Annotated in this window: 20 protein-coding genes; 11 read left to right on the top strand and 9 right to left on the bottom strand. The window is 60.6% G+C overall.

All coding sequences use genetic code 11. The features are described from left to right. Nucleotides 1-96: 96 nt before the first annotated feature. The 4 genes from ACH6CX_RS01030 to ACH6CX_RS01045 all read left to right on the top strand — a co-directional run bounded on the left by ACH6CX_RS01030 (nucleotide 97) and on the right by ACH6CX_RS01045 (nucleotide 3,891). Nucleotides 97-543 carry a helix-turn-helix domain-containing protein gene (locus tag ACH6CX_RS01030; RefSeq protein ID WP_232942372.1) on the top strand — a complete coding sequence of 149 codons (447 nt, stop codon included), beginning with the start codon at nucleotides 97-99 and terminating at the stop codon, nucleotides 541-543. A gap of 106 nt (nucleotides 544-649) precedes the next feature. Continuing rightward, a complete protein-coding gene (gene yajC / locus ACH6CX_RS01035; protein ID WP_232942374.1) occupies nucleotides 650-982 on the top strand; it encodes a preprotein translocase subunit YajC in 333 nt (110 codons plus the stop codon). 117 nt (nucleotides 983-1,099) lie between these two features. Beyond that, a complete protein-coding gene (locus tag ACH6CX_RS01040) occupies nucleotides 1,100-2,113 on the top strand; it encodes a D-cysteine desulfhydrase family protein (RefSeq protein WP_232942376.1) in 1,014 nt (337 codons plus the stop codon). 119 nt (nucleotides 2,114-2,232) lie between these two features. Beyond that, nucleotides 2,233-3,891, top strand: coding sequence for a sodium:alanine symporter family protein (locus tag ACH6CX_RS01045; RefSeq protein ID WP_232942378.1), 1,659 nt, complete (start codon nucleotides 2,233-2,235; stop codon nucleotides 3,889-3,891). Nucleotides 3,892-3,982: 91 nt separating this feature from the next. Here ACH6CX_RS01045 and ACH6CX_RS01050 read toward each other — a convergent pair whose 3' ends face one another. Then, the gene (locus tag ACH6CX_RS01050; protein WP_334078899.1) at nucleotides 3,983-6,124 is read right to left on the bottom strand and encodes a pre-peptidase C-terminal domain-containing protein; all 2,142 of its coding nucleotides are present in this window, start codon (nucleotides 6,122-6,124) and stop codon (nucleotides 3,983-3,985) included. Nucleotides 6,125-6,571: 447 nt separating this feature from the next. Beyond that, nucleotides 6,572-7,906, bottom strand: a complete 1,335-nt coding sequence (locus ACH6CX_RS01055) for a glutamine synthetase family protein (RefSeq protein WP_232942380.1) — start codon at nucleotides 7,904-7,906, stop codon at nucleotides 6,572-6,574. A gap of 220 nt (nucleotides 7,907-8,126) precedes the next feature. Here ACH6CX_RS01055 and ACH6CX_RS01060 point away from each other — a divergent pair, with 220 nt between their 5' ends. The 5 genes from ACH6CX_RS01060 (at nucleotide 8,127) to cysB (ending at nucleotide 14,899) form a co-directional block, all read left to right on the top strand. Then, complete coding sequence (locus ACH6CX_RS01060) at nucleotides 8,127-9,434, top strand: FAD-binding oxidoreductase (RefSeq protein ID WP_232942382.1); 1,308 nt, start codon at nucleotides 8,127-8,129, stop codon at nucleotides 9,432-9,434. Nucleotides 9,435-9,603: 169 nt separating this feature from the next. Further along, the gene (locus tag ACH6CX_RS01065) at nucleotides 9,604-11,964 is read left to right on the top strand and encodes a TonB-dependent receptor (RefSeq protein WP_334078898.1); all 2,361 of its coding nucleotides are present in this window, start codon (nucleotides 9,604-9,606) and stop codon (nucleotides 11,962-11,964) included. A gap of 132 nt (nucleotides 11,965-12,096) precedes the next feature. Continuing rightward, nucleotides 12,097-12,783, top strand: coding sequence for a TetR/AcrR family transcriptional regulator (locus tag ACH6CX_RS01070; RefSeq protein WP_232942386.1), 687 nt, complete (start codon nucleotides 12,097-12,099; stop codon nucleotides 12,781-12,783). 20 nt (nucleotides 12,784-12,803) lie between these two features. Beyond that, complete coding sequence (locus ACH6CX_RS01075; protein WP_370636828.1) at nucleotides 12,804-13,688, top strand: 5'-nucleotidase; 885 nt, start codon at nucleotides 12,804-12,806, stop codon at nucleotides 13,686-13,688. A gap of 239 nt (nucleotides 13,689-13,927) precedes the next feature. Then, nucleotides 13,928-14,899: an HTH-type transcriptional regulator CysB gene (gene cysB / locus ACH6CX_RS01080; RefSeq protein ID WP_232942390.1), complete on the top strand. Its 972-nt coding sequence runs from the start codon at nucleotides 13,928-13,930 to the stop codon at nucleotides 14,897-14,899. A 10-nt stretch (nucleotides 14,900-14,909) separates the two neighbouring features. Here the strand turns inward: cysB and ACH6CX_RS01085 are convergent, their stop codons facing one another. The 7 genes from ACH6CX_RS01085 to ACH6CX_RS01115 form a co-directional block, all read right to left on the bottom strand. Continuing rightward, the gene (locus tag ACH6CX_RS01085) at nucleotides 14,910-16,016 is read right to left on the bottom strand and encodes an ABC transporter permease (protein ID WP_232942392.1); all 1,107 of its coding nucleotides are present in this window, start codon (nucleotides 16,014-16,016) and stop codon (nucleotides 14,910-14,912) included. Continuing rightward, nucleotides 16,013-16,966 carry an ATP-binding cassette domain-containing protein gene (locus tag ACH6CX_RS01090; RefSeq protein ID WP_396674359.1) on the bottom strand — a complete coding sequence of 318 codons (954 nt, stop codon included), beginning with the start codon at nucleotides 16,964-16,966 and terminating at the stop codon, nucleotides 16,013-16,015. Before ACH6CX_RS01090 ends, ACH6CX_RS01085 begins: the two co-directional genes overlap by 4 nt. Next, entirely contained in the window at nucleotides 16,956-18,008 is a 1,053-nt protein-coding gene (locus tag ACH6CX_RS01095; RefSeq protein WP_232942396.1) for an HlyD family secretion protein, read from the bottom strand. Before ACH6CX_RS01095 ends, ACH6CX_RS01090 begins: the two co-directional genes overlap by 11 nt. Continuing rightward, nucleotides 18,001-18,651, bottom strand: a complete 651-nt coding sequence (locus tag ACH6CX_RS01100; protein ID WP_396674362.1) for a TetR/AcrR family transcriptional regulator — start codon at nucleotides 18,649-18,651, stop codon at nucleotides 18,001-18,003. Before ACH6CX_RS01100 ends, ACH6CX_RS01095 begins: the two co-directional genes overlap by 8 nt. Nucleotides 18,652-18,832: 181 nt before the next feature. Then, on the bottom strand, nucleotides 18,833-19,135 hold the full coding sequence (locus ACH6CX_RS01105; protein ID WP_237056531.1) for a hypothetical protein: 303 nt from the start codon (nucleotides 19,133-19,135) through the stop codon (nucleotides 18,833-18,835). Between the two features lie 164 nt (nucleotides 19,136-19,299). After that, nucleotides 19,300-20,637, bottom strand: coding sequence for an aminodeoxychorismate synthase component I (pabB, locus tag ACH6CX_RS01110; RefSeq protein ID WP_232942402.1), 1,338 nt, complete (start codon nucleotides 20,635-20,637; stop codon nucleotides 19,300-19,302). A gap of 85 nt (nucleotides 20,638-20,722) precedes the next feature. After that, nucleotides 20,723-21,550 carry a pyruvate, water dikinase regulatory protein gene (locus tag ACH6CX_RS01115; protein ID WP_232942404.1) on the bottom strand — a complete coding sequence of 276 codons (828 nt, stop codon included), beginning with the start codon at nucleotides 21,548-21,550 and terminating at the stop codon, nucleotides 20,723-20,725. Nucleotides 21,551-21,720: 170 nt separating this feature from the next. Here ACH6CX_RS01115 and ppsA point away from each other — a divergent pair, with 170 nt between their 5' ends. Both ppsA and ACH6CX_RS01125 read left to right on the top strand, forming a co-directional pair. Beyond that, entirely contained in the window at nucleotides 21,721-24,090 is a 2,370-nt protein-coding gene (gene ppsA, locus ACH6CX_RS01120; protein ID WP_232942406.1) for a phosphoenolpyruvate synthase, read from the top strand. A 530-nt stretch (nucleotides 24,091-24,620) separates the two neighbouring features. Continuing rightward, complete coding sequence (locus ACH6CX_RS01125; protein ID WP_232942408.1) at nucleotides 24,621-25,190, top strand: L,D-transpeptidase family protein; 570 nt, start codon at nucleotides 24,621-24,623, stop codon at nucleotides 25,188-25,190. Nucleotides 25,191-25,342: the final 152 nt, after the last annotated feature.

Here is a 25,342-nt window from a genome sequence, read left to right on the forward strand (position 1 = left end):
TTGAGGTCAGTGGTAGGGGCTAGAAAGTTTGGGGTTCGCAGGAAGCGGGCGTAGAAAAATAACCGCGGCTCACGGAACTTATTTAAGGAGCAGCTCATGAACCATATTCAGCCAGACCAGTCGTCTCTCTCTGAGGACAAGCCCCTGCAGCAGGCGCGTCTCTCGGGTGATCCCAATATCCTGGACCAGTTACTGGCACCGCCGGAAGCCACCAGCTTTGGAATTGCCGCGCGCGTGATCGATGTGCTGGAACAGCGGATCGGTAAAGCCTCGCTGGCGATCCGGCCGGTAGCCTCGGACCTGAGCATGTCCACCCGCACGCTGCAGCGACGGCTGCAGGAGCACAATCTCAGCTTTGCGGCCCTGCGCGACCATGTGCGTTTCCGCCATGCCGTGCATTTCCTCAAGGACACCGCATTGAGCGTGGATGGCATTTCCCGGATCCTGGACTTCTCCGACCGGACCAGTTTTACCAGCGCCTTCAAGCGCTGGACCGGTATGTCCCCGACCGGTTATCGACGCCAGGTCCGCCAGCGCTTCTGATGCCGGCCGACCCCACGGCAACTGCCGCGGGGTCGCCGATTGCCTCGGCAGGATAAACCCGTTAGAGTTGGCCACAATTTATTGGCTGACTTTTCGAGGTTGATTAATGAGCTTTTTCATTCCTGCCGCGGTTGCCCAGGAGGCCGCACCGGCACCCCAGGGAAATCCTATGGTTACCCTGCTGATGTTTGCTGGCCTGTTTGCGTTTATGTGGTTCTTTATTATCCGGCCGCAGCGCAAGCGCCAGAAAGAGCATCAGGAGCTGGTCAGCGCCCTGAAAAAGGGTGATGAGGTGGTGATGACCAGTGGCATGCTGGGCCGTGTTGAGAAGGTGGATGAGGATTACCTCGTTCTGGAAGTGGCTGACAACATGCAGCTGAAGTTCCAGAAGGTAGCCGTGCACGCTATCCTGCCCAAGGGCACGATCAAGAAGATCTAGTGCGCGCGGGCCCCCCTACGGTTCCGTGAAAACCCGGCTTCAGCCGGGTTTTTTATGTCAGGGGGTTGCCGGATTTGTAATCAACAACAATATTTTTGATGCCTTCCGGGAGTGCATATGGACCAGCTGAACTTTCCTGCCCGCGTGCAACTGGCGCGCCTGCCCACCCCGCTGCAACCCCTCGACCGTATTACCGAAAAGTACTCCACCCCCTTTGACGGCCCGCGTATCTGGGTCAAGCGCGACGACCTGACAGAGGCGGCGATGTCCGGCAACAAGTTGCGCAAGCTGGAGTTTATCGCCGGTGCAGCGCTGGAGCAGGGCTGTGACACGCTCATTACCTGCGGGGGCCTGCAATCCAATCACTGCCGTACCACTGCCCTGGTGGGGGCCCGGCTGGGACTGAATGTGCACCTTATCCTGCGCGGCGAGCATAGCGGCGAGATGGACGGGAACCTGTTGGTGGACCGGCTTGCCGGTGCAAAAGTGTCCTTCTATCCCCAGCGCCAGTATTTTCGTGAGCAGCAGGAGATCTTCGCTCACTGGGAAAAGGTCTATGCAGACCATGGCCACAGGGCGCTGCTGATACCGACCGGTGCCAGCGATGGCCTGGGTATCTGGGGTTACCTCGACGGTTCACGGGAGTTGCTCGAAGACTGCCGGCGGGAGGGTTTTGAGCCGGAGCATGTTGTCTGCGCCACCGGCAGCGGGGGAACCCAGGCGGGCCTGACGCTCGGCTTTCACCTGGCGGGAGCGAAAACGCAGGTCACCGGTTACGCGGTGTGCGACGATGAGTCCTACTTTGTCCGCAAGGTACAGGAAGACGTGGCCCAGTGGGCGAGTAGTAATAATCAACAGTTTGATGAAAAAACACTCAGGATCGCCGTGAACGCCGATTATATCGGCCCGGGCTACGGGATTGCCGAGGAACCTGTGTACCGGGCAATTGCTGAGGCCGCGGCGCTGGAGGGACTGCTGCTGGACCCGGTATATACGGGCAAGGCGTTCGATGGGCTGCTGCGGGAGCTTGCCCGCGGCCGCTACCGGGACTGCGAGAACCTGGTCTTCGTACACACCGGTGGGCATTACGGGCTCTTCCCGCACCGGGAGCATTTCTCATTCCTGGGATGAAGTGGCATCGCTGTTCAGAGTTTCCCTAGCATCCCGGAAACTGCTAATCTGCGCAGCTATCTGCAGCTTAAGCTGTAAAAATAATCGGAAATAAATAATACAGAGTAGTGGGGGTCAACTTGGAATCCTTCAATCATCTGCTGTTGTCACTGGACGGCATGCTCGGTTCGGCATGGTGGTTCCCGTATGTCCTGCTTGGCGTCGGCGTTTTCTTTACCATCTTCCTGGGCTTTCCCCAGGTGCGGTATTTTGGTCATGCGATCAAGATTGTACGGGGCAAGTACGACAAGCCGGGGGATCCTGGTGACACCTCCCACTTCCAGGCGCTTTCCACTGCACTATCCGGCACCGTGGGTACCGGTAACATCGGTGGTGTTGGCCTGGCGATCTTCCTGGGTGGGCCGGCTGCGCTTTTCTGGATGTGGGTGACGGCCTTCCTGGGTATGACGACCAAGTTCGTCGAGGTGACGCTGTCACACAAATACCGTATCAAGGCCGCTGATGGTTACTATGCCGGTGGCCCGATGTTTTATATGGAACGGCGACTCAACATGAAGTGGCTGGCGGTGCTGTTCGCCGTTGCCACAGTAATCTGTTCCTTCGGTACCGGCAGCCTGCCGCAGGTCAATAACATCGCCCAGGCGATGTACGACACCTTCGGCCTCAACAAGGCCCTGACTGGTGGGGTATTGGCGATATTGCTGGGGATGGTGATCATTGGCGGGATTACCCGGATTGCCAAGGTGACCTCAACCATTGTGCCGCTGATGGCCCTGCTCTACGTCATCGGCGCCCTGGCGGTGATCCTGTACAACTATGAAAACATCATTCCGTCGTTCGCGGCAGTATTCAGTGACGCGTTTAACGGCTCTGCTGCAGCCGGTGGCTTCCTCGGTGCGAGCTTCGCCTACGCGTTCAACCGGGGCGTCAACCGCGGGCTCTTCTCCAACGAGGCTGGGCAGGGCTCGGCGCCGATCGCGCACGCCGCGGCCCGTGCCGATGAGCCGGTGTCAGAGGGCATGGTCTCGCTGCTCGAGCCTTTTATCGATACGCTGATCATCTGTACCCTGACCGGCCTGGTGATCCTCTCCTCTGGCGTATGGACCGAGAAACATTTCAATCGCTTCGAGCGCGCCGATATGGTCGCTGTGGCCGGGCAGTACACTGACCAGAACAGTGAGGATGTGAAGACACTGTTCAATTTCCTGAGTAACGGCGGCAGCGAGGTGAAGCGGTTCAATGGCTCTGTCGTGGTTGCCGATGGCCGTGCACTGAATGAGGGCGAGTTCACCCTGATCAATGCGCGCTCGGTGGCTGAGGATGTTGAGTTCCGGGTAGGGGATGACACTTTCAGCGGTGTGCTGACGGTAAGCGACGGGCGCTTCGTCAACCCGAATGTTGAGATCTGGGGCAATTCACTGGTGCACTCGGTAGCGCTGACCAATATTGCCTTCCAGCGCGGTTTCTTTGGTGACTACGGCAGCCTGATCGTGACGCTGGGGATCCTGCTGTTCGCCTTCTCGACCGCGATCGCCTGGTCTTACTATGGCGACCGCTCCATGATCTACCTGTTTGGTCCCAGAGCTGTAATGCCGTACCGCCTGGTTTATGTCATTGCCTTCTTCTGGGCGGCGATTGAGGACACCACGGTCATCTGGAACCTGTCAGCTGTAGCGATTGTGATCATGACGCTGCCCAACCTGTTTGGTATCAGCATCCTTGCGAAGGAGATGAAAGATACGGTCAAGGATTACTGGAAAGATCCCAGTCACAAGTAAGCACGGGACTGGACGAGGAAAGGGGCAGCGACAAGCTGCCCCTTTTTCGTTCAGGCCTGGCCGCTGTGCAAGCCGGTCGTAAATGCCCGCATCATGGTGTGGCTGAGGCCTCCAGGGTTACACCGTTATAGGAACGGTAGCCGCGGATGCTGATATGCCAGGTCCCGGACTGGGGATTGCTGAACGAGCACAGCTCGCTGTTGCCGTTCCGGTAGGGACGGCAGTCGTAACTGCTGGTAGTGGGCTGGCTGCCATAGCGAACATAAAGGTCGGCGTCACCGCTGCCCTGGGACATCTGCACCTCGAGCAGGGAGCGCCCCTCACCGACGTCCAGGGTGAAGTGCTGCCAGGACCCCTGGCCGCCGGAAAGCTCTGTCCGGGTCAAGCTGTCCCCGGCATCATCACTGTAGCTGCCCACGAGCTCCACGCCACTGAAGCTGCTGTAACCCCTGAGCATCACATGGTAGGTGCCGGCCTGGGCCGGGTTGAACGAGCAGTTTTCGTTGTTGCCATTGCGGTAGGGACGGCAATCGTAACTGGAGGTGGTGGGCGCCGAACCGTATTTAACGTACAGGTCGGCATCGCCGGAACCGCCGGAAATCTCAAAGCTGGTGCTGGTAGCTTCGGCGGGAACTTCGAGTGTGTAGAAAATCTCCTGCCCCTGGCTGCCCGAAAGGCCGCTGACGGGAACGCCATTTTCCAGTTCTGATCCCACCGGTGGCTGTGTATCGGTGCAGGCGGAAGTGGAGACGCCGACCGCATCAAACGCGTCAATTACATCGGCTTCGTCGTAACTGTAATCGCGGGTGGCCTCAACCACGCCACAGGCGCCCTGGTTGAAGTCTGTAGTGCTGCCCCAGTAGCTCTGGTTGGCCAGAACGAAGACGTCGAAAGCCCTGCGTGTATCCCATCCGGTGCTATTGGCCAGCAGGTAGAAGGCCCGGTTGAATACGCCGGAGCTGTGATGGACATCCATGCCGGAGTAGTAGTCGGCCGCATTACCGATGGAGTTGCCATCCCGGGTGGGGTCCTCGAAATAGCGCAGTGCACCGCTCGACTTGAAAATCTCCTGCCCGACCAGCCAATCGTTGCTGCCACGCATATAGTATTCTGCAGCCTCACCGGCCATATCTGAAAATGCCTCGTTGATGCCGCCGGACTGTGCCGAGTAGCGCAGGTTCGAGTTCTGCTCGGTAAAGCCATGGCTCACTTCATGGGCGGTGACGTCAAGGCTGACCAGGGGGTAAAAGCGGGAAGCCCCGTCACCAAAGGTCATCTGGCTGCCATCCCAGAAAGCATTTTCGTAGCTGTTGCCGTAGTGGACCCGCAGGCGCAGTTTCTGGGTCAGGGGCGCGGTGCCATACCAGTCGCTGAACAGGTCGAACACCACGTTGCCGAAATAGTGTGCGTCGTTCAGGGGGGAAAAGGCCCCGTTGATGTAGCGGTAGTCGTTGTAGGGGGTGCCGCTTGCCGGGCAGCTGTCGATCGCGAAAATACTGCCGCCGCTGGTGCGGTTGTCCATGTCGACGGTTTCCACGTTTGGCGAATCGTACCGGCAGTCACTGGATACCAGCAGGGTGGGGAAGTCACTGCCATAGTCGTAGCGACCCGTTTTCTCGTTACCCCCGGGGCCGTTTGCGTCCCGATTGGTGAGACCGTCCCATTGCGAGAGTACCTCCCCGGTAAGCGCGTCGATAAAGAAAAAGGGGCGGGCAGGGTTCTCGCCATACTCCACCCAGCTCACCAGGTAGGCCAGGCGCGCCCGATCCTGTTCATCCAGGTAAACGTATAATTTCTGCCGCTGGTTGGCTGCTGATAGCTTCAGGGCGTTGGCAGACTGGGGGGTTGCCTGCCCGGATTCCATGCGCAGTGCAATGCTCCGGGACATGGCCCGCGCAAGGGCATTTTCCGGTTTGATGGTAGGGCGAGTCGAGGGGACTTCGAGGTCGAGTCCGGCAATCACCTCGCCAGTGACCCGGGCAGTGTTGCCCTTACCGGAGCTGGTGACGGTAGCGCCCCATATCGGTATACCCCGGTGGGTCTGGCGGTAGCGGGTCACGGTCTTGCCATTGGGCAGGGTCCGGGATTTTACCTCTTCCAGGGTGACGTCCTGGGCAGCCTGTGCTGAATGGATGCTTTTCGACAGCAGGTCCGGGGTTGCCGGGATGCGGTCGGCCGCATGGGCACCCAGGGTCATTGAAATCGCGCAGCTAAAACCGATTAAGTGCTTCATTGCTTATTATTCCTTTTCTATCCGGAAGGACGAGGCTGCGTTTGGTGGGATCGCCTCCGCACGCAACGCACAGGCGGGGAACGGCAATGCCAGCCGCCTGCGATATCGCCGCCATTGGGTTGGGCCGGGGTTGTGGGAACGAGGGCACCAGCGCAAGGAGGCCCTGGCTCCATTTCCCTGATCCCACATCCCGATCGGTTCACCTGTTGGTGACAGGCGTGATCCAGATTAGCGGGCATTACAGGGGGGGCAATTGGCTCGGGAGAGCTATTTCGCGGTTTGGAAAGTGGGTCAAGTTTTTTTGCGCTGAAAGGATCTTTCCGTAAAAATCTGCCTAATTTTCACGAATAGTCAGCAAAAAAATTAAATTTATAATCAAAAAAGGCCCCTTTATTGGGGCCTTTCCGGCATTGGCGTTTTTTCAGGAAGTGTCTGCTGTCGTGTCAATCAGACGTTCAGCAGCAGGTATTCACGCTCCCAGGAGCTGATTACCCGGTTGAATTCCTCGTACTCGTCGCGCTTGATGGCGCTCCAGGCACGCACGAACTTTTCCCCGAACATCTGCTTTGCCTCTTTGCACTCCGCTAACAGGCTGAGGGCATGCTCCTGGGTGCGGGGCAGGGAAATGGGTTCGGACGAGCAATCCCCGGCATAGGGCTCGCTCGGCTCGATACGATTGATAATGCCCAGGTAACCACAGGCGAGAGACGTTGCGATCGCCAGGTAGGGGTTGCAGTCCGCACCGGGGAAGCGGTTTTCGAGGCGCTTGCCCTGCGGTGAGCTGTCGGGTACCCGCAGGCCGGTTGTGCGGTTGTCATACCCCCAGTGCAGGCTGGTGGGGGCGGCAATTTCCGGCGTGAAGCGGCGATAGGAGTTCACATTGGGCGCGAAGAAACTGATAAAGCCCGGGGTGTACTTCTGCATCCCGCCAATAAAATGCATGAATGTCTGGTTTTCCCTGCCGTCCTCGTCGACAAATATGTTTCGCCCGGACTCCATATCCACAATGCTCTGGTGGATATGCAGCGCGCTGCCGGGTTCCTGTTCCATCGGCTTTGCCATGAAGGTGGCATAGATGCCATGGCGCAGGGCCGTCTCGCGCACGGTGCGTTTGAACGTAAAGACCTGGTCCGCCAGTTTTAGCGCATCCCCATGGAGGAAGTTGATTTCCATCTGGGCGGTACCGGACTCGTGGATCAGGGTGTCGACATCCAGTCCCTGTGCCTCGGAGAAGTCGTACATGTCCTCAATGATGGGTTCGTACTCGTTGGCCGCATCAATACTGTAGGATTGCCGGGTTTTCTCCGTGCGGCCCGAGCGGCCGATCGGCGCTGACAGTTTCTCGTCCGGGTCGAGGTTGCGCTTGACCAGGTAGAATTCCACCTCCGGTGCCACCACCGGCTTCCAGCCCATTTCAGCGTATTTCTCCAATACAAACTTGAGTATATTGCGTGTGCTGATGGGGTGCGGCTTGCCGTCCCGGGTGTAGCAGTCATGGATTATCTGTGCTGTGGGCTCGTTGGCCCAGGGGTTCAGGCGGATTGAGTCCGGATCAGGTTCCAGCAGCATGTCGGTATCCGCCGGGTCCACGAGCTCGTTATGCTCGTCGACGTAATCCCCGGTAACGGTCTGTACCAGGATACTTTCCGGCAGGCGGCTGTCCTGGGTGAGGAATTTGTCCGTGGGGGTAAACTTGCCCCGCGCGTTTCCGGACATATCGGGCACCAGACACTCCACTTCGGAAATATCGTGTTCTGCGAGCCACTGTTTAATCTTGTCCATTTTGCACCTTGATCTAAAAGATCTGCCCCTTGGTGGAGTTGCATTAGTATACGCCCGGTGTGAGACAGGTAGCATCACACCGGGGCTTGAGTGAGGCGGCGAAATCGCTGTTTCGCCACAGGCTTTGATTATGACAAGAAACCGAATTATTATTCAATATAAATTGAACGATTATTCGGTTTTCGGGCAATGCCCGGAGACCACCTGCGGAGATGATGAAATGACGGCCACCGGCACAGTGAACAAGTTGATCGGGCACACCGACTCATACTATGCAGCCAGCGCCAACCCGGCACCGGTGTACCCGGCCCTGGAGGGGAATGTGGAGGCAGACGTCTGCGTGATTGGCGCCGGCTACACCGGGCTCTCCTCGGCGCTGCACCTGGCAGAGCGGGGCTACAAGGTGGTGGTGCTGGAAGCGGAACGGGTCGGCTGGGGGGCCTCGGGGCGCAATGGCGGCCATGTGGGTGTCGGCCAGCGCAAGGGGCAGGAGGACCTGGAAAAGATGCTCGGGCTCGACACCGCGCGGCAGCTGTGGGACATGAGCGTCGAGGCGGTACAGCTGGTGGAGCACCTGATCGACAGGCATGGAATCGACTGTGACCTCAAGCGGGGCATCCTGCACCTGGCGGCCAAGCGCAGCGACAATGAGCACCTGAAGCAGGAGGTGGAGCTGCTGCGCGAGCGTTACGGCTACAAGCAGATCCGCTACGCCGATGAAGCCGAGGCCCGGACGATGGTGGGTTCCGAGCGGTACTTCGGGGCCCAGGTGGATGATGGCTCACTGCACCTGCACCCGCTGAACTTTGCCCTGGGCCTGGCGGACGCCGCCGCTGCTGCGGGGGTCACCTTTTATGAGAACAGCCGCGTCACAGGCTACCGCGGAGGCTCCCCGTGCCTGGTCGAGACCGCAAAAGGGCAGGTGCGGGCCAGGAATGTAGTGCTTGCCTGTAACGGCTACCTGGGCAAGCTGGAGCCGCGCATGGCAGGCAAGATCATGCCTATCAACAATTTCGTGCTGGCGACGGAGCCCCTCCCGGACGCGCTGGCACAGGATTTGATCGCCAATGACTACGCACTGCAGGACACCCTGTTCGTGATCGACTACTGGAAGCTGTCCGGTGATAACCGGCTGATCTTCGGCGGGGGCGAGAATTACACCTCCCGGTTCCCCCAGGATATCCGCGCGTTTGTGCGCAAGTATATGCTGGCGGTCTACCCGCAGCTGGCGGACACGCGGATCGATTTCGGCTGGGGCGGCACCCTGGCGATCACCATGAACCGGATGCCGCACCTGGGACGGCTGGAGCCCAATGTCTACTACAGCCAGGGCTATTCCGGTCACGGTGTCCCCACGGCGACATTCGCCGGCAAATTAATCTCCGAGGTGATCGCGGGTACGGAGGAGCGTTTTGATATACTGGCGCAAATTCCAACACCGACCTTCCCGGGCGGCACCTTGCTGCGCTGGCCGGGGCTGGTAGCGGGGATGCTCTACTACAGCCTCAAAGACAAGCTGGGTGCCTGATTCTGGTGCGTTCACGGTCGCCGGGATCCGGGGACCGACTGACTGCCAAATAGAAATTTGAATAAATATTCGGTTTGTGGGATAACACACTCTCAAGCTTTTCGATGGGGTACTGCCATCGGCGGTATTGGATGAGCAACCCTGAATAACAACAAAGACGGGGACGACCATGCCTGTTACAGATAAAACACTTTCCACGCGGAAACACCTGCTGGCCTCGGCCGTTGGTGCCGCCGTATTCGCTGTCGGTACCGGTGCCGGCGCGGCGCAGATCGAGGAGGTGACCGTCACCGCCCAGATGCGTGCCGAGTCCCTCAAGGACGTGCCGATGGCGGTGAGCGCCTTTACCGGTGAGACGGTCAAGAACAGTAACCTGAGCGACTTCAAGGACCTGTTCTCCCTGACCCCCGGTATTTCCGGCGAGACCACCGACTCCTATTTCGATTCGGTCTCCGTGCGCGGGGTAAACAACAACAGCTTCGGCAGCGGCAGTGACCCGGCGCTGGGGATTTTCCTCGATGGTGTCTACCAGAGCCGCACCGGTGCCACCCCGAGCATGTACGACCTGGAGCGGGTCGAGGTGGTGAAGGGCCCGCAGGGCACCCTGTTTGGCCGTAACACCGCCTCTGGTGCCATCTCCATGGTTTCCCGCAAGCCCGGTGATACTGTCGCCGGCGAGGTTTCCGTGGGCGCGGGCCAGTACGGGCGCACCGAGATCGAGGGCGGGCTCGACATGCCCGTGGGAGAGGACCTCGCGGTCCGGTTCGCCGGCAAGCACTTCCAGGAAGACGGCCATGTGGAGAACCTCGCCGGTGGTCCCGACCTGGGCGCCAGTGAGCTGAATGCCATGCGCATTACCACTGTCTACGACGGCATGGATAACACCACGGTAACCCTGCTGGCCCAGTATGAGGACCGCATCAGCGACGGCACCATCTACCGCGCTTTCGACACCGATGCAGGTTACAACTACCCGATCCCGGAAGGGGATTATGACCAGGTCTATAACGACGAGCGGGGCAAGGATGAGTCGCAGATCGGCGATGTGATCCTGACCATCGAGCACGATCTGGCCAGTGGCTCCACCCTGTCTTCGATTACCGGCTACAAGACCCATGACTACAGCTATGTAGAGGATTTCGACGGGACGCCTTTCCCGATCGATACCTACTACCGCGACCAGTCCGGTGACTTCTTCAGCCAGGAATTCCGCCTGACCTCCAACAGCAGCGGCCCGTTCAATTACGTGCTGGGTGCCTCCTACTACAAGGAAGAGCTGGATACCTACTTTGCCGGTGTCGACAACGAGGACTTTATCTGCGACGGCATCTATGCCGACGAGTGGGAAGAGGGCCTCGACAGCTTCGTCACCTGTGACGCACTGCCGCAGGATGTGCTGGACGAAGCCTTCGGCTTCGAGGGCGATTCCTGGGAATACGCCCCGGGTATGCTCTCTATCGAAGAGGCCTACACTGTCGGCGAATACTCCGGCTGGGGCGTTTTCGCCAATACCACCTACGACCTGGGTGAATCCACCACCCTGGGCCTGGGTGTCCGTTACACCGAAGACGACAAGATGTACAGCGTGGACTCCCCGTGGCCCGATACCTGGACCGGCGGCTGGAACTACCAGGCCATGTACACCAACGGTGCCATTATCGGGGACAACACCTGGAGCAACGTCTCCGGTCGAGCGACCCTGACCCAGGTGCTGAGCGACGAGCTCACCGCTTACGCCAGCGTGGCCACCGGCTACAAGTCCGGCGGTTTTGATTACCTGAGCTACAACGTTACAGATCCCGCCTACGGCACTGATGCCGACAGCCAGTACGAGTGGCTGGACGAGCAGGGCTATGAGGTAGACGCCAGCAATGCCGAACCGAGCAAGTTCGACGAGGAGAACGTCCTGTCCTACGAGCTGGGCGTGAAGGCGCGCCTGCTGGACAACCGCCTGGCCCTGAATGCCGCGGCTTTCCAGTACACCTATGATGACCTGCAGCAGGCTTTCTTCGTCGGTGCGGCGGCCATTACCCGCAATGTGGGCGAGTCCACGGGCCAGGGCCTGGAAGTGGATGCCCAGTGGCTGCTGACCGACAACCTGGACCTGTACATGGGCCTGGCGTGGCTGGATACCGAGTTTACCGGTGCCCCGGCGGAGCTGTGTGAAACCTGTGACGGCAACGAGATGGCGTTCTCGCCGGCCTTCTCCTCGGCCACGGTGCTCACCTACCACCTGATGACCGGTATGGGTGAAGTCTCGGTTTCCGGTGAATACACCTACACCGGCGAGCAGTGGTCCGACCTGGAGAACACCAAGGCAGTGCGCCTGGACGCCCGCAATGTGTTCAACATGCGAGTGTCGCTCACGTCCCAGGATGACAGCTGGACCGCGGGCCTGTACGCCGAGAACCTCACCGGTGAGGAGTACTACCACTGGGGTTACGCCGAGGCGCTGTACAACCTGCCGGCAACCAAGACCGACCCGTCGCGGGGCCGCGTACTGGGCGTCAACCTGGACTATCGCTTCTGATCCCCCATTGCTCACAGGATGGGAGTGTAAAAACCGGCGCAACGCGCCGGTTTTTTTATGCCCGTGAATGGTGCAGTCGGGACTGACGCCGGAGCTATTGATGGTAAACTGCGGTTACCTGAGAATGGGGGCATGGATTTGTCTAACTCTGAACAACGCAAGCGCAAGAGCCAGCTCGCCCCACGCCGTGAGCCGGTCCAGGCGCGTGCCCGCGAACGCACCCGCAGGATCCTGGATACCACCGGGCGGCTGCTGGAAGAAGTGGGCCTGAATGACCTCACCACCATCCTGATCGCCAAGGACCTGGGGGTCTCGGTGGGCTCCCTGTACCACTACTTTCCCAACAAGCACGCGATCCTCTACGCGATGGGGGAGCAGTGGCTCGCGAGTATGACCACCGCCCTGGAAGAGCTCGGCCAGTCCGGTGTGGAGGATATGTCACTGCAGGAGTTTATCGCCGAGCTGGTCGATCGCCTGCTGAAGGTCTATCGCGAGCAGCGGGGCCTGTTGCCGCTGGTGCAGGCAATGTGGGGTATTCCCGAGTTGCATGAACTCGACGAGCGCCACGACGAGCTGATCATCACCCACCTGAGTGATATGTTCCGGCGAATGGGCTTCGCCTGTCCGGACAATGAGATGAACCGCCTGGCCCGGGCCACACTGGAAACCTGCCACGCGGTCTTCCTGGTGATCGTCAACCAGCGCGGCGTGCGCTCCGATCGCACCCGCGAGGACCTGGAACGAATGCTGTTCACCCTGCTCAGCGACCGGCGCGACGACAGCCGCCCCAACGGCCTCGAAGACGTGGAGGGGCCGTAATGCCGCGCACCGACAAGCTGGTGATTGCGATTTCCTCCCGGGCGCTGTTCAACCTGGGCGACAGCCACCGGGTGTTTGAAGAGCAGGGGCTGGAGGCGTTTTCTGCCTACCAGGTGGAACATGAGAACGACGTGCTGGAGAAGGGCGATGCCTTTCCCCTGGTGGAAAAGTTCCTGCAGATCAACCAGCGCCTGGAAGGGAATCCGCGGGTCGAGGTGATCCTGTTGTCTCGCAACAGTGCGGACACCGGGCTGCGGGTATTCAATTCCATCGAGCACTACGGTCTCGATATTACCCGCGCGGCCTTCTGCAACGGCGACAGTCCCTATCGCTATATCGCCCCATTTGGCTGCCACCTGTTCCTGTCCACTGACGGTCAGGACGTGCGCCGGGCGCTGGAGCAGGGCGTGGCCGCCGCGACCCTGGTGGCGGGTGGCGATCGCTGGCGGGAAGATGACACCCTGCGATTCGCCTTTGACGGCGATGCGGTGATTTTCTCCGATGAAGCCGAGCAGATTTTCAAGCGCGATGGGCTCGCCGCATTCGCAGCCTCAGAGCGGGCCTCGGCACAGCAACCGCTGGGTGGTGGGCCGTTCAAGGGCTTCCTGGAAGCCCTGCAGCAGCTGCAGGCCGAATTTGCCCCTGACAACTGCCCGATACGGACTGCCCTGGTGACGGCCCGCTCGGCGCCGGCACACGAGCGGGTTATCCGCACCCTCCGGGCCTGGAACGTGCGGATCGACGAATCAGTATTCCTCGGTGGCCTGCCCAAGGGTGAATTCCTGCGCGCCTTTGGGGCGGATGTCTTTTTTGATGACCAGCCGGCACACTGTGCTTCGGCCGCCGAGCATGTCGCCACCGGCCATGTGCCCCACGGCATCGCCAATCTCGAGGGGCAGTCCTGACAGCCTGTTGATTAGCGTCCGGGACGCGGGCGGGGCCGCTGAATGGCGGCAGGAACCACACTTGCCGTGTCTGCTGTCACACCATGGCCGATCGGCCGGTTATTGGCTTTGCCCGTCCCGGGAATTCGCTGCTATTCTTTTCTCGCATAAACTTTTATAGTTTTTATAACTGCCGTGAGAGCGGCCGGGGGAGTCCGGGCTTGATGCCGGGTGCCGGGGCCTGATGCCAGGGAGAAACCATGAAGCTGCAGCAGTTGCGATATATCTGGGAAGTTGCCCACCACGACCTGAATGTCTCCGCTACCGCGCAGAGCCTGTATACCTCACAACCCGGGATCAGCAAGCAGATCCGCCTGCTGGAAGACGAGCTCGGCGTGGAGATTTTCGCGCGCAGCGGCAAGCACCTGACGCGTATCACGCCTGCCGGCGAGGCGATCCTCAAGACCGCCGGCGAGATCATGCACAAGGTGGAGAACATCAAGCAGGTCGCGCAGGAGTTCAGCAACGACCAGAAGGGCAGTCTCTCGATTGCCACCACCCATACCCAGGCGCGTTACGCGCTGCCACCGGTCATAAAGTCCTTTATCAATCGCTACCCGGAAGTCTCCCTGCACATGAACCAGGGCACGCCGATGCAGATTTCCGAGATGGCGGCGGATGGCACTGCGGATTTCGCCATTGCCACCGAGGCACTGGAGCTGTTCAGTGACCTGGTGATGATGCCGGTCTATCGCTGGAACCGCTGCCTGCTGGTGCCAAGGGACCACCCCCTGTGCCAGCTCAGCAAACTGACGCTGGAGGAAGTGGCACAGTACCCGATCGTGACCTACGTGTTCGGCTTCACCGGCCGCTCCAAGCTCGATGACGCCTTTATGGAGAAAGGCCTGTCGCCCAAGGTGGTCTTCACCGCGGCTGATGCCGACGTCATCAAGACCTATGTGCGTCTCGGCCTGGGGATCGGGATCGTCGCCGATATGGCGGTAGACGAGGCGGACGAGGACCTGGTCGCGCTGGATGCGAGTGAGCTGTTCGAGTCCAGTGTGACCAAGATTGGCTTCCGCAAGGGCATTTTCCTGCGGGGCTTCATGTATGAGTTTATCCAGCAGTTCGCCCCGCACCTGACCCGCGAGCTGGTGGACCAGGCGGCCCATGCCAGCTCCCGGGCAGAGCTGGATGAGCTGTTCGCCAACCTCGAACTGCCGGTTTACTGAGCCGCCGGGTTCAGTCCAGGCGCTTGCTGAAGCGGCTGATTGCAAGGGTCATCATCAGGGTGATAAATGCCAGCAGCGCCAGCACTTCAGGCCACAACTCGTGCAGGTCGGCGCCCCGTAGCATGATGCCCCGGATCAGGCGCAGGAAATGTGTCAACGGCAGGATCTCTGCAATCCATTTCGCCGGTAGCGGCATGCCCTCGAAGGGAAACATAAATCCCGATAGCAATATCGATGGCAGGAAGACAAAAAACGTCATCTGCATGGCCTGGAACTGCGACTGGGCCCGGGTCGAGATCAGCAGCCCCAGGGACAGGTTGGCGAGGATCAGCAACAACGCTGCCCAGTAGACGTCGATGGCGCTCCCTCGCACCGGCACCCCGAACAGCCACATCCCCAGCAACAGGATAAGCGTGGTCTGCACCAGGCCGATAATGCCGTAGGGCAGTACCTTGCCCAGCATCAGTTCGCTGCGGCTCACCGGGGTGGCGATCAGCAGTTCCATATTCCCCCGCTCCCGCTCCCGCACAATCGCAACCGAGGTAAACATCACCATGGTCATGGTCAGTATGATGCCGATCAGGCCGGGTACGATATTGATGGCAGAAACGCGCTGGGGGTTATAAAAACTCACTACGCTGATTGGTGCACGGGGCAGGGGAATCGAGGCCCGGTCCCGCTCTGTGGCCGGCGTTGTCAGCGGCAGTTGGGCCAGCTGGGCAGCCGCACTCTGGACAACGGTATCGCTCCCATCCACAAGCACCTGCGCCACAGGTTCTCCCCGCGCCAGGCGGCGCTCGAAGTCCCGCGGTATTACGATGCCGACACTGATCTCGCCGCGGTGGATCAGGGCCATGACGTCCTCGGCTGTGGTGGCGTGTGCCGCTGGTCGGATGATATCCGTCGCCAGCATGTCCATTGCCAGCTGCCGCGACGCAGAGGTCTGTGCCTCGTCGACGATTGCCGTCGGCAGGTGGCGCAGGTTGAGGTTGATGGCATAACCGAAAAGGACCAGCTGCATCACGGGAATGCCCGCTATCATCGCCAGGGTTACCCGGTCGCGGCGCAGCTGTCGCAATTCCTTGATCACAATCGCCCAGAGGCGTCGCAGGTTCATGGTGTTTTCGCGGTCTCTCCCGGTGCCCGGTGAGTGGTGACGGCGACAAAGACATCCTCGAGCGTGGGGCGCGCCGCCGTGAGTCGCGCCTGCAGGCCAGCCTCCTCGAGCGCCCGGGACAGGTGCTCCTCGATACCGTCACCTGACTCGCACAGTATCCTCAGGCTGTTGCCGATCTGTGCCGCGCTGATGACTCCGGGCAGGCCCAGCACGGTGGCCTTGGCCCGGCGTGGCTGCTGGGCCTCCACGGCGATAGTGCGCCCTTCCAGTGAGCCGGTAAGTTCCGCGGGCGTGCCGTCGGCCACCAGCGTGCCGCGGTCCAGGATGGCAAGGCGATGACAGCGTTCAGCCTCATCCATGTAGTGGGAGGACACCAGTATGGTTGTGCCGGCGTCGGCAAGTTCGAACAGTTTCTCCCAGAAGTCGCGCCGGGACTCGGGATCCACCGCGCTGGTGGGTTCATCCAGGAACAATAATTCCGGGCCGTGGACAATGCTGCCGGCCAGTGCCAGGCGCTGCTTCTGCCCGCCGCTCAGGGTGGCTGCCAGTTGTCGCTCCATGCCGGAGAAGTGGAACTCCTCCAGCAGTTCCGCCACGCGTCGCCGTGCCGGGGCGGCCGCGAGGCCCTGGACAGCGGCGAGAAACTCCAGGTTCTCCCGCACCGTCAGGTCGCCAAACAGCGAGAAGTGCTGGGTCATATAGCCGATACGGCGCCGCAGCGCTTCTGCCTGCCTGGGGATCTCCATGCCCAGTACATCAATATTTCCCCCGCTCGGGGTGAGCAAGCCGCAGAGCATCCGGATAGTGGTGGACTTGCCCGAGCCGTTGGGGCCGAGGAAACCGTATACCTGCCGTTTATCGATGCGCAGGTCCACTGCATTCACTGCCACCAGGTCTCCGAAAACCTTGGTCAGCCCGCGGGCGATCACGGCCGCCTCCTCACTTGCCATCGGGCTGCGGCCCCCCGTCAGTTTGCATCGGTTTCGTCGTCACTTTCGCTGCGTTGCCAGTCGTTGCCACGCCGGAGGTGAATTCGGCGCGCAGCGGCAGCCCGGAGGGTAGCTGCGCTGCGTCAGCACCGAGCTGGATCTCCGCCAGGTAGCTGAGGCGGGAGACATCCTTGCCGCTGAGGGCATAGTAGGGCGTAAAGCTTGGCTCGCTGCGAATCGTGCGTACCCGTCCCTCGAAGCTTCCGGCGACATCGTCGATGTAAACCAGTGCGCGGTCACCGGTCTGGACGCCGGGGCGTAGCGACTGCGGGACGTAAACCCGGGCATAGGGTGCTTTTCCAACCAGCATGTTGACCAGGGGGGCACCAACCGGAGCCTCGTCGCCGGTCCGGAAAGGCAGGTCGTCGATGCGCCCGTTGCGGGGCGCCTGGAGCTGAAGCTTATCGAGCAATACCGCCTGGAGGCGCGCCTCGGCCTCGGCCCGCTCCAGCGCTGCGCGCCCCTGTGCGAGTTGCTCCGCGCGGGAGCCACGTTGCAACTCCAGCAGGGCGGCAGTGCGCGATTCCACCTCGGCCGCCGCGGTATCCAGCGCCGTGCGGGCCCGGTCGATATCGGCCTGGGAAATAAAATCCTCTTCCTTCAGTGCCAGCAGGCGGTGATGGTTGTCGTATGCTTCCTGGCGTGTCGCCCGGGCGGACTCCAGTGCAGCCTCGGCACGCTCTATCTCCTCAATCCGCGGCCCTTCCTCAAGCTCATCCAACTGTGCCCGCAGTCGCGCAACCTCGGCCCGGGCAACCTGCAGCCGGGCGCGGGTGGCGCGCTCGTCGAGGCGCATCAGAGGCTGTCCTGTGGCTACATCCTGCCCTTCAACTACAAGGGTTTCCTCGATTTTTTCTGCCGCGGGAGCCGGTACCGAGATGCGGTCCCATTCCAGTGTGCCAAGGGCACCCGGTTGTTTGTTATCACAGGCTGCAATGGCCAGCACGGCCATGGCCAATGCCGCACGTAGTGTTCTTGAGCCGCTGAAAAAGCCCTCAGGCATGGTGACCCCCGATTCCCTGTGAAACCAGCGCCAGTGTGTGCCGCTCCATGGCCTGTGAATCGATATCCCTGGTGTCCATCAGGTTTCGCCAGACAGGGGCGGCCGCGGCCGGAAACAGGGTCAGGCCAACCAGTGATACCAGGAGTAGTCGCGGATCGATGTCTGGGGGGAGTTCGCCCCGATCTTTTGCAGCTGAAAATGCCGCGACGATCTGCTGGAAGAACTGTTTACCGGTTCGTTCGATCAAGGGGGCACGGAGTACGCCGCCTTCAAGAAGTACTTCCCTGGTCCATAGTGGCGGCCACCAGGGATGCCGATCGACGGTTGCTGACACCGCTGAGATAAACCGGCGCACAAGGGCCTCGGGAGAGCCGCTGAGGCCCCCCGGGCCCAACTGCTGTTGGACTTCCTTCAGGAGGGGAAGAACACGCTCGTCCAACACCGCCTGCTGCAGGTGCTCGCGAGAACCAAAGTAATAATGGAGTAGGGCGGGCGTGACACCGGCTTCCCCGGCGATATGTTTCAGTGCGGTCGCAGCGACCCCGCGTTGGGAATAGCACCGTACTGCGGCATCTATGATCGCCGGGCGGAGGTCCGTGCTGGTGCGGTGTAGCGGTCTTCCTGGTGTTCGCTTCCCGGTCATCAGTGTCTCCCCAGCCCGGCATGGAAATTGAGCAGTGCTACCCGGAGCTGACCGCTTAATATTAAATTTGAATTTAATTATAGTCAATGTCGCAGGCCCTGGGCTTCCCGCCTGGAGAGAAAAGGGGGAAGCCCCGGGGCTGGGGGGGGAGAGTCAGGGACTTAAACGAAACCCGTCCCGGTCAGGACGCTTCGGCGGCACGCTGGAGAGGTTGCAGGACTTCCTTGGCGAACTTGAAATAGACAGTGTAGACCTGGGGTTCCCCGGAAGCTGCACTGTCCTCGACGACAAAGAAGGGAGCGCGGGAAACACCGTATTGGCGCGCCAGGACCATGCCGGGACTGGCCTGGTCCCGCTCGTCGGCAACCAGGGTCTCGTCGATCAGTCTCAGCTGGTCGTTGTCGCGCAGCTTCTGCTCCACGTCGCGGCACTTGGCGCAGGGGGAGCCGTCACTGAGAATCTTCTTTACCAGGGTAATGCGCATAAACCGGCTCCTGCTTTCATCCTTAGGGCTAACTTCCCTCCCGCAGGGGTAGGGCGTATCTATCCATTGTCTGGCGCAGAATCTAGCAGAGGCTTTAATAACCTGGAAATATCAAAGTGAGATACGGTAATAACTACTGGTTTTATGGGGGCTGAAAGCGTTTGTCAGGCCATCGTCTCGAGCGTGGCCAGCAGCATGCCGATTTTGTTCAGGCACTCGTCGTGTTCCGCAGCGGGGCTTGAATCCGCCACGATCCCCCCGCCGGCGGCACCGGTGACAAGTCCGTCGCTGGTGCTGAAGGTGCGGATCGCAATATTGGTATCCGCACGGCCGCAGCTGCTCAGGTAGCCGATGCTGCCACAGTAGATGCCGCGGGGGCTCAGTTCCAGCTCCCGGATTATCTCCATGGCGCGGCGCTTGGGCGCCCCGGTGATCGAGCCCCCGGGAAAACAGGCGCCGAGCAGGTCGGTGAAATAGCTGCCCTCGGGCAGTTCGCCGGTAATGCGGCTGACAAGGTGATGCACGTTGGCAAAGGTGGCCAGTTCGAACAGCTCCGGCACGCGCACACTGCCGCTGCGGCAGCGCTTGCTGAAGTCGTTGCGAAGCAGGTCGACGATCATCAGGTTCTCAGCCCTGTCCTTGACGCTGTGCTGTAGCGCTTCGGCCACCCGGGTATCCTCGACCGGGTCCGGGTGCCGGGGTGCGGTACCCTTGATGGGTTCCGTCTGCACGCTGCTGCCGTCGGCGTGGATAAATCGCTCCGGTGACAGGCTGAGTATCTGCCCGCCCGCAAGGTCAAGGTAGGCCGAGAAGGGGCCAGCCACCTGGCTGCGGAGCGCCAGGTAGGCGGCCAGCGGATCCCCCTCAAAGGGAGCGGTAAAACGCTGGGTAAAGTTGGCCTGGTAGATATCGCCTGCACGGATGTAGTCGAGGATCCGCTCGATGCGCCGGCAGTAATCATCGCGGCTGAACTCATGGGCAAACGGCGCCCCCAGGGCAAAGCGCCCGGTGCTGGCTTCATCCTGCCAGGACACGGCGTTAAAGCGCGCTATCAGGTCGCGGACCTGGATATCTGTGCATGCCGGATGGAATACCAGGTGGCTGGCACACAGCTGGTGATCGACGATCAGCGCCCAGCTGTAGAGCCCGAAAAAACCGGCGGGAAGGCCGGTGGGACGCGGGTCCGGGGCGAGAAAATTCTCCGCCATACCCAGCTCGTAGCCGGCGTAGCCGATTGCGCCACCGCAGAATGGCAGCTGCGCATCGCTGTCCTGTGGCGCCAGCTCGCACAACAGGTCGTCCAATTCGGAAAAGGGTTCACGGGTGTGGGCGTCGAGCTCCAGCGTCGCGAGCGGGTCCGCGCTGATAATGTCGAAGCGCCCGCCGGGTGCTACCGGGCGCCCGCTGTCCAGCCAGACAGGCGCGGGCAGGTCCGCAATGGCCTGAAAGGCCATCGGCGTGTTGATCGAGTAGGGAATGGCGACGATCTGCAGTGATTTCATTCAGGCTTCTATACGCACCACGCGGGACCCGGGTTTCCCTTTTGGGGCTGCCCAGGCCAAAAAAGGCGGCTACTTTACCGTAAATTCAGCCGACGCGCCGCTCTATTCCGGCCTGGGACATCAGCTGGGTTGCCAGTTCCTCCACGGACAGCTGGGTGGCATCCAGGTAGGGGATCTGCGCCCGCCGCAACATCTGCTCTACCTGGCGCACCTCGAATTCGCACTGTTCCCGTGAAGCGTAGCGGCTGTTGGCGCGGCGCTCCTGCCGGATTGACATCAGCCGGTCGGGATCGATGGTGAGGCCGAACAGCTTGCGCCGGTAGGGGCGGAGGATTTTAGGCAGCGAGGTGGAGTCCATATCCTCCTCGGTGATGGGATAGTTGGCAGCGCGGAGGCCGAACTGCAGCGCCAGGTACAGGCAGGTGGGGGTCTTGCCCGAACGGGAGACTCCCACCAGGATGATATCGGCGCGGTCAAACTCCCGTACCCGGCGCCCGTCGTCGTTGTCCATAGCGTAGTGCACGGCCTCGATACGGTCGGTATAGCGGCTGTCGTTGGCAATACCGTGGGACACATTGACCGTCTGGGCGGGGTCGCTGCCGAAGAGGTTGGCCAGTGGCGTCAGGTAGCTTTCAAAGACATCCAGCATCAACGCGGGGCTCTGGTGGAGCTGCGCGCGAAACTCATCAGCGACGATACTGCTGATGACAATAGGCTGGCGCCCGGACTCGTGGGCGGCGCGCTCGATCCTCTCCATCACCCGTGCCACCTTATCCGCGGAATCGATATAGGGCAGGGTCACCTGCTCCACATGCTCGCTGCGAAACTGGGCCAGCAGGCTGTGGCCAATGGCCTCGACCGTGAGGCCGGTGCCATCGGAAACGAAGAATGCGGTGCGTTTATCCTTTGCCATGGGGGTCCCCGGGAGCTGTTTGGGTGGTCATGCTACGGCTTTTCCTGTTTGTAGTCTCGCGCGCGTTTTTGTAGAAAAATTACAACATTTTCGGCGCAAATTGCGGGGTATTTTTTACAAAACCCATCCTTATAATCAGCGCCTCAAATCCTGCTGCAGAGGGCGCACAAGTGACGAGTTTTACCATCAGCTTCGAGCAACTGGGCATGGGCGATGTCGACAAGGTCGGCGGCAAGAACGCCTCCCTGGGAGAGATGATCTCTTCCCTCGCCGGTGCCGGAGTCAGTGTGCCCGGTGGCTTTGCCACCACGGCTGACGCTTTCCGCGCCTTCCTCGCCCACGAAAAGCTCGAGGAGCGCATCGCCGCCCGCCTCCAGACCCTCAATGTCGAGGATGTCAGGGCGCTGGCGGAAGCCGGGGAGGAAATCCGCGGATGGATTATCGAGACCCCGTTCCCGGCGGAGCTGGAACAACAGATCCGCGATGGCTACGAAAAGCTGGGCGGTGGTGAAACCGCCGTGGCAGTGCGCTCCTCTGCCACCGCCGAGGACCTGCCGGATGCCTCGTTTGCGGGCCAGCAGGAGACATTCCTGAATATTCGCGGTATCGACGCTGTGCTGACCGCGGTGAAGGAGGTCTTCGCCTCCCTCTACAATGACCGCGCCATTGCTTACCGGGTCCACACCGGTTACGCCCATGCCGGCGTTGCCCTCTCCGCGGGTATCCAGCATATGGTACGCAGCGATATCGGTGCCGCCGGTGTTATGTTCACGCTGGATACTGAAAGCGGATTCCGCGATGCGGTATTTATCACTTCCGCATACGGCCTCGGTGAGACCGTGGTGCAGGGCGCAGTGAACCCGGATGAATTTTACCTGTACAAGCCGGCACTGCTGGCTGGTCGCCCGGCAATCCTGCGCCGCAACCGCGGCAGCAAGGCGATAAAGATGGTCTATGACCAGGGGGGAGAATGCGGCCGTTCCGTCAAAACCGAGCAGGTGGCCGAGGAAGACCGGCTCACCTTCTCGCTGACTGACGAGGAATTGACCAGCCTGGCCCTGCAAGCCTGCAAGATCGAGGAACACTACGGCCGGCCGATGGATATCGAGTGGGCCAAGGATGGGGAAACCGGCAAGCTGTTTATTGTCCAGGCACGCCCGGAGACGGTCCGCTCCCGGGACGAAGGCACCAGTATCGAGCGTTACCACCTGCGGGAGCGCGGCGATGTGCTGTGCGAGGGCCGTGCAATCGGCCAGCGTATTGGCGCCGGTCGTGTGCGGGTGCTGGATTCAGTCGAGGATATGGCTGCAATGCAGGACGGTGAGGTCCTGGTTACCGATATGACAGACCCGGATTGGGAACCGGTGTTGAAGAAGGCCAGCGCTATCGTGACCAATCGCGGCGGCCGTACCTGCCATGCTGCGATCATCGCCCGCGAGCTGGGTATTCCCGCTGTGGTCGGTTGCGGCAACGCCACCGAACTGCTGCAGGACGGCACCCCGGTTACCGTCTCCTGTGCAGAGGGTGATACCGGTTTTGTAATGTCCGGTGAGCTGGAGTTCGAGCGCGAGCAGACCGAAGTGCAGGATATGCCCGAGCTGCCGTTCAAGATCATGCTGAACGTCGGTAACCCCGATCGCGCGTTTGCGTTCAGCCACCTGCCTAACGAAGGGGTAGGCCTGGCGCGCCTCGAGTTTATCCTCAACCGCATGATCGGCATTCACCCGAAAGCGCTGCTGGAGCTGGACAAGCTGCCGGAAGACCTGCAGAAAACGATTCGCGAGCGCATTGGCGGCTACGATTCCCCGGAAGACTTTATTGTCGAAAAGCTGGTGGAGGGCATCTCAACCCTGGCTGCGGCCTTTGCCCCGAACCGGGTGATCGTGCGGCTGTCAGACTTCAAGTCGAATGAGTACGCACACCTGGTGGGCGGGCAGCTCTACGAGCCCAGCGAGGAGAACCCGATGCTGGGCTTCCGTGGTGCCGCGCGCTATCGCTCTGACGACTTTCGCCAGTGCTTTGCCCTGGAGTGCCGTGCACTGAAGAAGGTGCGCGAAGAGATGGGGCTGGATAACGTGGAAATCATGGTGCCGTTCGTGCGCACACCTGCAGAGGCCGCCGAAGTGGTGTCCCTGATGGCGGACAACGGTCTCAAGCGTGGTGAGCGCGGCCTGAAAGTGATCATGATGTGCGAGCTGCCCTCAAATGCCTTGCTGGCGGAGGATTTCCTGCAGCACTTTGATGGCTTCTCGATCGGCTCCAATGACCTCACCCAGCTTACCCTGGGCCTGGACCGGGATTCCGGTCTGGTGGCAGAGCTGTTTGATGAGCGCGACCCGGCGGTTAAGCTGCTGCTTTCCAAGGCGATCCGCGCCTGCAAGAAGGCCGGCAAGTACGTGGGCATCTGCGGCCAGGGCCCGTCTGATCACAAGGACTTTGCCCGCTGGCTGATGGATGAGGGTATCGACAGCGTATCCCTGAACCCGGATACCGCGGTGGATACCTGGCTGTTCCTTGCCAGTGACCCTGAAGCGCAATAACCCAAAAGCGGCCCTTAAGGGCCGCTTTTTTTTGCCTGCATTCCTGACATCAATCCAGGTTCGGATCCCGGTGTTACCCGGGACATTCACACTGCATTACCGGCGGGGATCAAAGTTTTATCCTGGGCCCACAAAGTAGCCTGCCGACCCCTTTCCTTTCCCCCCGTTAAAAATTCCGGCACTGAGTCATACCAATGTTACCAGCCCGGGACAGGTAGCGACCCAATTTCCCATTCTTTACCCCCTGGCGACGAAACCTGTACCAGTGGAAAGCCATTCCCCGGTCGTAATTACCAGTGCCCCAAACCACCTCAATAACGGCCATCCGTGACAGAAGGAATCTGTCTAAGGGTCTCGTCTGGCGGCAATAGAATCGAATAGTGAATGGACCTGCTGCCGCTTTACTTTTGCCAAACAGGCAGTGGGGTTAAGAAGAAGCCAACGAATACGCGGAAGGGACCAGGGAATGAAAACTGATGACGCCCGTGCAGGCGCGATCAATGTCCGCGTCGAGTCAAGTGAGGTGATGTATGCACACGATCAGACGAGAATGGCCCCCACTCGCCTACGCGGGACTGATGCTCTTACTGCTCGCATTCCTGTCGGTTCCGGCCACAGCTAACCAGCGAGGCGTAAACTGGTTCGATGAGCAGGCCGCGGCATCGAGTTCCGGTGCACCATCAATCAAGATCAACCTGAGTGAGCAGCGCGCCTACTTCTACAAGGGCGGACGCCTTGTCGGGGTGTCCAAAGTGTCTTCGGGCAAGAAGGGCTACAGGACCAGCCCGGGGCATTTCCGGGTGCTGTCCAAACATCCCCGCCATCGCTCCACTATTTACGGCAGTTATGTCGACAAGCAGACCGGGCGAGTGGTTAAAGCCGATGTGAATACCCGTACCGATCGCCGCCCTCCCGGTACTTACTACCGTGGCGCGAAGATGCATTATTACATTCGCTTTAATGGCGGGATTGGGCTGCACGCGTCGGGGCACGTACCCAATTACCCGGCCTCGCACGGTTGTGTTCGCATGCCGCGGCATATGGCGCAGATATTCTATCGCTACGCCAGGATCGGAACGCCGGTGAGGGTCAGCTACTGATCGGGCCTCTGCACACCTATCAGCGGCTGCAATACCGGGTACTATCCGTGGGGATAATGCCCGGTATTTTTGTGCTTGCTTGCAAGTGCCGGGTGCGGCGGCATACTGGAGTGCAATTACTGTATTTTCCTGACTAGGCGGAAGGGGGCAGC

The sequence above is a fragment of the Microbulbifer sp. JSM ZJ756 genome (genome assembly GCF_044383805.1).
Lineage (GTDB): Bacteria > Pseudomonadota > Gammaproteobacteria > Pseudomonadales > Cellvibrionaceae > Microbulbifer > Microbulbifer zhoushanensis.

Excerpts from the sequence above, each read along its gene's own strand:
- ACH6CX_RS01030 (WP_232942372.1), top strand. The coding sequence starts at position 97 with ATGAACCATATTCAGCCAGACCAGTCGTCTCTCTCTGAGGACAAGCCC.
- yajC (WP_232942374.1), top strand. The coding sequence starts at position 650 with ATGAGCTTTTTCATTCCTGCCGCGGTTGCCCAGGAGGCCGCACCGGCA.
- ACH6CX_RS01040 (WP_232942376.1), top strand. The coding sequence starts at position 1,100 with ATGGACCAGCTGAACTTTCCTGCCCGCGTGCAACTGGCGCGCCTGCCC.
- ACH6CX_RS01050 (WP_334078899.1), bottom strand. The coding sequence starts at position 6,124 with ATGAAGCACTTAATCGGTTTTAGCTGCGCGATTTCAATGACCCTGGGT.
- ACH6CX_RS01055 (WP_232942380.1), bottom strand. The coding sequence starts at position 7,906 with ATGGACAAGATTAAACAGTGGCTCGCAGAACACGATATTTCCGAAGTG.
- ACH6CX_RS01060 (WP_232942382.1), top strand. The coding sequence starts at position 8,127 with ATGACGGCCACCGGCACAGTGAACAAGTTGATCGGGCACACCGACTCA.
- ACH6CX_RS01065 (WP_334078898.1), top strand. The coding sequence starts at position 9,604 with ATGCCTGTTACAGATAAAACACTTTCCACGCGGAAACACCTGCTGGCC.
- ACH6CX_RS01070 (WP_232942386.1), top strand. The coding sequence starts at position 12,097 with ATGGATTTGTCTAACTCTGAACAACGCAAGCGCAAGAGCCAGCTCGCC.
- cysB (WP_232942390.1), top strand. The coding sequence starts at position 13,928 with ATGAAGCTGCAGCAGTTGCGATATATCTGGGAAGTTGCCCACCACGAC.
- ACH6CX_RS01085 (WP_232942392.1), bottom strand. The coding sequence starts at position 16,016 with ATGAACCTGCGACGCCTCTGGGCGATTGTGATCAAGGAATTGCGACAG.
- ACH6CX_RS01090 (WP_396674359.1), bottom strand. The coding sequence starts at position 16,966 with ATGGCAAGTGAGGAGGCGGCCGTGATCGCCCGCGGGCTGACCAAGGTT.
- ACH6CX_RS01095 (WP_232942396.1), bottom strand. The coding sequence starts at position 18,008 with ATGCCTGAGGGCTTTTTCAGCGGCTCAAGAACACTACGTGCGGCATTG.
- ACH6CX_RS01100 (WP_396674362.1), bottom strand. The coding sequence starts at position 18,651 with ATGACCGGGAAGCGAACACCAGGAAGACCGCTACACCGCACCAGCACG.
- ACH6CX_RS01105 (WP_237056531.1), bottom strand. The coding sequence starts at position 19,135 with ATGCGCATTACCCTGGTAAAGAAGATTCTCAGTGACGGCTCCCCCTGC.
- pabB (WP_232942402.1), bottom strand. The coding sequence starts at position 20,637 with ATGAAATCACTGCAGATCGTCGCCATTCCCTACTCGATCAACACGCCG.
- ACH6CX_RS01115 (WP_232942404.1), bottom strand. The coding sequence starts at position 21,550 with ATGGCAAAGGATAAACGCACCGCATTCTTCGTTTCCGATGGCACCGGC.
- ACH6CX_RS01125 (WP_232942408.1), top strand. The coding sequence starts at position 24,621 with ATGCACACGATCAGACGAGAATGGCCCCCACTCGCCTACGCGGGACTG.